Source organism: Mesorhizobium sp. LSJC280B00, from assembly GCF_000502835.1.
Lineage (GTDB): Bacteria > Pseudomonadota > Alphaproteobacteria > Rhizobiales > Rhizobiaceae > Mesorhizobium.
In genome coordinates this window covers 1-5,165 of record NZ_AYVL01000083.1, presented here as the reverse complement: position 1 = coordinate 5,165, position 5,165 = coordinate 1, and the positions used below count along the sequence as shown (strand labels likewise).

The window sequence follows — 5,165 nt, the reverse complement described above, 5'->3', positions numbered from 1 at the left end:
AAGTCGACGATGATCCGCTGCATCAACCGGCTGGAGGAGCATCAGCAGGGGCAGATCGTCGTCGAAGGCGTCGAACTCAGCAACGATTTGAAGCAGATCGACGTAATCCGCAGTGATATCGGCATGGTGTTCCAGCACTTCAACCTGTTCCCGCATTTGACCATTCTGGAAAACCTGACACTGGCGCCGATCTGGGTGCGCAGGATGCGGCGCGGGCAAGCCGAGCAGACCGCCATGCACTATCTGGAGCGGGTGAAGATCCCGGACCAGGCGCATAAATATCCCGGCCAGTTGTCCGGCGGCCAGCAGCAGCGCGTCGCCATCGCCCGTGCGCTCGCCATCCGCCCGANCATCGCCCGTGCGCTCTGTATGAGCCCGAAGATCATGCTCTTTGACGAACCGACCTCCGCCCTCGATCCTGAAATGGTCAAGGAAGTGCTCGACACCATGGTCGCGCTGGCCGACGATGGCATGACGATGCTGTGCGTCACGCACGAGATGGGATTTGCCCGCCAGGTCGCCGACCGCGTCGTCTTCATGGACCAGGGCGAGATCGTCGAGATGAACACGCCCTCCAAATTCTTCTCGCATCCGCGTCACCAGCGCAGCAAACTGTTTCTGGCCCAGATCCTGAACTAGCGAACCTCTCCCGCCAGCCCATGCGCCGGCCGGATGGGCAGACGCAAATCAGAAATCCATCCGGGGCCTGGTCAGCGCGCAGCGACCTGCCAGACCGCGACGCCGGCCCAGGATCAGGCCGGCGACGCCTTCGATGCTGCGCGAGATAATGTCGAACAAGCGCGGCCGACTCTCGAAGGAATACACCAGGCGTTCGCGAAACAGGATCGACAGCGCCGCGGGTTCCGGCCATTGGTAGATGTTCGGCCCACAACTTCTGCACGTCGACGATCCTGGCGGTGGGCGCTCCGGTCCTGTTTCGACGATAATGCGCCGCCGGCCGGCGCAGGCACAGCTGCCACGTATTGCAGCAGACGGCAGAGGACGAGAACGTCGTCCACAACGCAACTCTCGACTCGAAGTCGTAGCTGCATCATATGGCCTGTTCACCAAGCGGGCTTTGGGGGCTAGCACGAAGTCGGGCACCCACTTTGGCACCTCCACTTGCGCGAGCAGTAGTCCGCTTTCCTTCGCAAATGCCATGTGGCAAGACGGATGGATGGCGGCGGACAGCGAACATAAAAGCATCTCTGCGAGAGCGTTGGGCATCGCATTATCAGCTGCTGCCCTCGTGCCGCATTTCACAACCCCAGCCTTTGCCCATGCTTCCGAGCGCGGCTATGTCATGCTCCTGCCGACCGGATATTATGTCGTGGGCGGGGCGGTGGCCGTAGCCGCGAGTTTTCTGGTTCTGGCTGTCCTGCCGCCCAGGCTGCTCGAACGCATTTCGGCATCCCGCCTGCCAATTGGTCAATTCGGCGACGCCGCGCGCATTTGGATCAGCACGCTCGCCTTCGCGGTTCTCGCCATACTCGTGGCGGCGGGAATTCTCGGCAGCCGAGATCCGCTGTCGAATCCACTTCCGCTAACGGTGTGGACGCTGGTCTGGGTCGGACTGACATTGCTTCAGGGCGTATTCGGCAATGTTTGGTCGTGGACAAACCCGTGGTACGGGCCGTGGCGCATTTTCTCCAGCGTCTTCCCGGCATTCCGCGATCGCACAATGCCACAAGGACTGGCTTACTGGCCGGCGTTGATTTTGTTTGCAAGCTTCGCCTGGTTCGAGCTGATCTATCGGGCGCCCGAAGATCCGGCGCGGCTTGCGTTCGCTCTCATGGCCTACTGGCTCTCGACCTTCGTCTGCATGATCATCTTCGGCTACGAAGGCTGGAGCCGGCGCGGCGAGTTTCTGTCCGCGTTCTTCCGCATGGTGTCACGCTTCGCCATCGTCGAAACGACGCCGGACCACCCAAGCGGGGGGCGCGCCCTCTCACTCTGCTGGCCTGGAGCGAAATTGTGGAGCGCGCAAGCCTTACCGGCGAGCGGTATGCTCTTTCTGTTGCTGACGTTGAGCTCGGTGTCCTTCGACGGTCTGTCGAAGACCTTCTCTTGGCTGGGCGCGAATGGTGTCAATCCGCTCGAATTTCCGGGGCGCTCGGCATTAGTCGGAATCAACAGCGCCGGTCTTGTGCTGATGTTTATCGCACTTGTCGCCGTGTTCTTCGCCGCAGTGTTTGTCGGTGAGCGGTTGGCCGGGAGCATCTCTTTCGGAAAAGCGGTCGGGCTCCTTGTCTGGTCGATCGTCCCGATCGCGCTCGCCTATCATTTTTCCCACTATCTGACGGCCCTCCTGGTGAACGGCCAGAATGCGCTCGTCGCTATTTCGGATCCGTTTGATCGGGGATGGAACCTATTCGGCACGGCGCACATGAATGTCGGGGCGGGAGTGATCATGGGCTCCGATGCAGCGTGGATCATCTGGAACTTTCAGGCGGCGGCGATCATCGGCGGCCATATACTTGCCGTTCTGGTCGCGCATGGGCTGGCGTTCCGTTTGCATCCGGCGCGCAGCCGCGCGGCGCTCAGCCAATTTCCGCTGACCGTTTTTATGGTCGGATATACGGTTTTCGGGCTGTGGCTGCTGTCCACGCCGACGGCCGTCTGACGGCCGCAAGCCACGTATCGGAGGCGTTGGTCGACAGACCTCACGGCGGTGTATCGCGACCTCAAGGACATGCGTCGAACAAAGCCGGTGGTTGGTGAATTGGCAACGCCGGCAAGTGCAACTGACTGCTACACAGTTCTTCGGCCTGATATCTAAGCCGACGGGACGCCCTCGGTGGCCAGACGCCGGAAGATCTGGTCGACTTGTTGCGGCGGCAATTTGGCGCCGCCGTCGAGCCACCAGATCAGCACCGACAGAAAGGCACCCACGACGAACNGAGCCACCAGATCAGCACCGACAGAAAGGCCCCCACGACGAACTGGACGGTCAGTTCGTTCGGCACGACATCGGGGAGCTTCCTGTCCTTGTTTGCGGCAAGCTCCGCGCGCACGAGATCGCATAGAATCTCGCGGATGCTGCCGAGCACAATAGTCCCACCGCGGCCCCCGGCCAGAGCTCGGTAGAGATCTATATGTTCACGCGCGTGCTCGAACATACCGAGCACGAACCCCAAGCTGCGATCTTTCAGCTCGCCTGGCGCTGCAAGCGCATGCCGCTGGCGTTCGACCAGCATGGCGCGCAGATGATCGTCCAGGCCGCTGCGCTTGAGGTCGTCCTTGCTGGTGAAGTGCGCGTAAAAGGTCGATCGGCCGATGTTCGCCTCATTGCAGATGTCCTCGACGGTAATTGCTTCATATCCCTTTCTCAGGATCAAAGTGATCAGCGCATGGTGAAGAGTCGACCGGGTCCGGGCGACACGGCGGTCTATCGTCTTTTCCGTTCCCATGAGCTTTTTCCGGTCAGATGGCAGAGGACCGTGCGGTACCGGACATTCTGCCGCGAATGGTCGTTGACGCGTTCCCGGATATCATGTCAGTTTCCGAACATGATGTCCATAAACCGGCGAGAGTGGCCAAGGAGTCTCTGATGAGAAAACATGGGCATAACAACAGCGGAGCCGGCGCGCCCGGCCGCGTCATACATTGGGCAGCACGCTACGATCTGATGACTTGGCTGTTCACCTTAGGCCGCGAACGCGCCTTTCGCGAAAAGATCCTCCGGTTGACGCAGCTCGAACCTGGAGAGTCCGTCCTCGATATAGGGTGCGGGACGGGAACGCTCGCTATACTTGCCAAGCAGCAGGTCGGGCCGACGGGCACCGTGCACGGGATCGATGCGTCACCGGAAATGATCACCAGGGCGGGTGCGAAGGCTCGAAGAGTCGGTCTGAAGGTCACCTTTGAAAAGGCCGCCGCCCAGGCATTACCGTTCCGGGATGCCGAATTCGATGTCGTAACGACGACGCTGATGCTCCATCATCTTTCTGCCGATGGACGTAATCAGATGGCTCATGAGATACACAGAGTCCTGAAGCCATCCGGTCGCGTACTCGCCGTCGACTTCGTGCAAGCGCCACAGGATGGAGGCTTCATCGATCGCTTCCGCCATCACGGCGTCAGCACAGTCGACGACATCATAACGGAATTCCGGGACTCGGGTCTCAACATCGTCGCTAGCGGCGCGGTTGGCACGAAGAACCTGCAGTTCGTGCTAGCCACGGCGGCCGCCGACGTCGCCCGTATTCGCGATAGGTTTGTCGCTCTCGGCACGGAAGAACCCTCAGGCCCGGCACGGCCTGCAGCCATGAGCCACCTGCACACCATAGGCCTAGTGCTAGGCATCGTCGCGCTGATCGCCATGCACGCAGGCGCGCCCTGGTGGCTATCGTGGCGCGGTCTAAGCGACGCCTCAAATCCGATCTCTTACACAGTGATTGCATTCGTGGCCCTTTTCGTAATCTTCAAGATCGGATTGCTCGGTGGCCTGCATCGGTGGAGCAGAGGCCGCCGCCAGCGTTGAGGCCGCTTGCTATTACGACATCGCGTCTCGCTACGGCTTGTTGGACACGCAGGAGTTCACCTTTTTCACACCCGGACGCGAATCGCGCGTCCGCTCCGGCCTCCCCGCCGTGCGAGGGTGGTGGTAGGCCAATCTAATCCCGTCGCAGCGAGATCAGACGCCCGCAGACGGCGCTTAACGTTATTCTCGGAAGACCAACTGCCATTCGTTGTCCAGATCACCGGGCGGTGATCACTCTCAGCCAGATGGCAGGCGGCGACGCTGCCATGAGGAACGGGACGCAGTTGGGGCTCGTCCAACCGGCAGATATCCATCGCCACCGGACAGCGCGTGTTGAACCGGCAGCCCGGCGGTGGATTGCTCGGGCTCGGCGGGTCGCCTGCGAGGATGATGCGGCGACGGTCGGCCTCAATGCGCGGGTCAGGCGAAGGAACTGCGGACAGCAGCGCCTGGCTGTACGGATGGGCGGGTTCGCGAAACAGCGGCCGTGCCACGCCAGCTTCGGCGATGCGGCCGAGATACATCACAGTCACGTCCGAACAGACTTCGCGCACGATTGCGAGGTCATGCGCGACAATCACGATGGTAAGGCCGAGCTGTCTTTGGCGATGTGAACAGATTGACGATCTGCGCCCGGATCGAGACATCGAGCGCGCTCAGCGGCTCGTCGCAAACCAGGATC

General features: G+C 61.2%; 5 protein-coding genes. 3 read left to right on the top strand and 2 right to left on the bottom strand.

The window, feature by feature from the left end:
• Positions 1-639: amino acid ABC transporter ATP-binding protein (locus tag X773_RS73150; protein WP_023680894.1), on the top strand; the 639-nt coding region annotated here is incomplete at its 5' end.
• Between the two features lie 538 nt (positions 640-1,177).
• Positions 1,178-2,623, top strand: a complete 1,446-nt coding sequence (locus X773_RS73145) for a hypothetical protein (RefSeq protein WP_023680892.1) — start codon at positions 1,178-1,180, stop codon at positions 2,621-2,623.
• A 244-nt stretch (positions 2,624-2,867) separates the two neighbouring features.
• Here X773_RS73145 and X773_RS74150 read toward each other — a convergent pair whose 3' ends face one another.
• Positions 2,868-3,410, bottom strand: a complete 543-nt coding sequence (locus X773_RS74150; RefSeq protein WP_023680890.1) for a TetR/AcrR family transcriptional regulator — start codon at positions 3,408-3,410, stop codon at positions 2,868-2,870.
• 56 nt (positions 3,411-3,466) lie between these two features.
• On the opposite strand from X773_RS74150, the gene X773_RS74145 reads away from it, so the two are divergent.
• Positions 3,467-4,483: a methyltransferase domain-containing protein gene (locus tag X773_RS74145; RefSeq protein ID WP_198023678.1), complete on the top strand. Its 1,017-nt coding sequence runs from the start codon at positions 3,467-3,469 to the stop codon at positions 4,481-4,483.
• Positions 4,484-4,548: 65 nt separating this feature from the next.
• Here the strand turns inward: X773_RS74145 and X773_RS76030 are convergent, their stop codons facing one another.
• Complete coding sequence (locus X773_RS76030) at positions 4,549-5,064, bottom strand: ABC transporter ATP-binding protein (RefSeq protein WP_245274896.1); 516 nt, start codon at positions 5,062-5,064, stop codon at positions 4,549-4,551.
• Positions 5,065-5,165 lie beyond the last annotated feature (101 nt).

Excerpts from the sequence above, each read along its gene's own strand:
- X773_RS73145 (WP_023680892.1), top strand. The coding sequence starts at position 1,178 with ATGGCGGCGGACAGCGAACATAAAAGCATCTCTGCGAGAGCGTTGGGC.
- X773_RS74145 (WP_198023678.1), top strand. The coding sequence starts at position 3,467 with ATGGTCGTTGACGCGTTCCCGGATATCATGTCAGTTTCCGAACATGAT.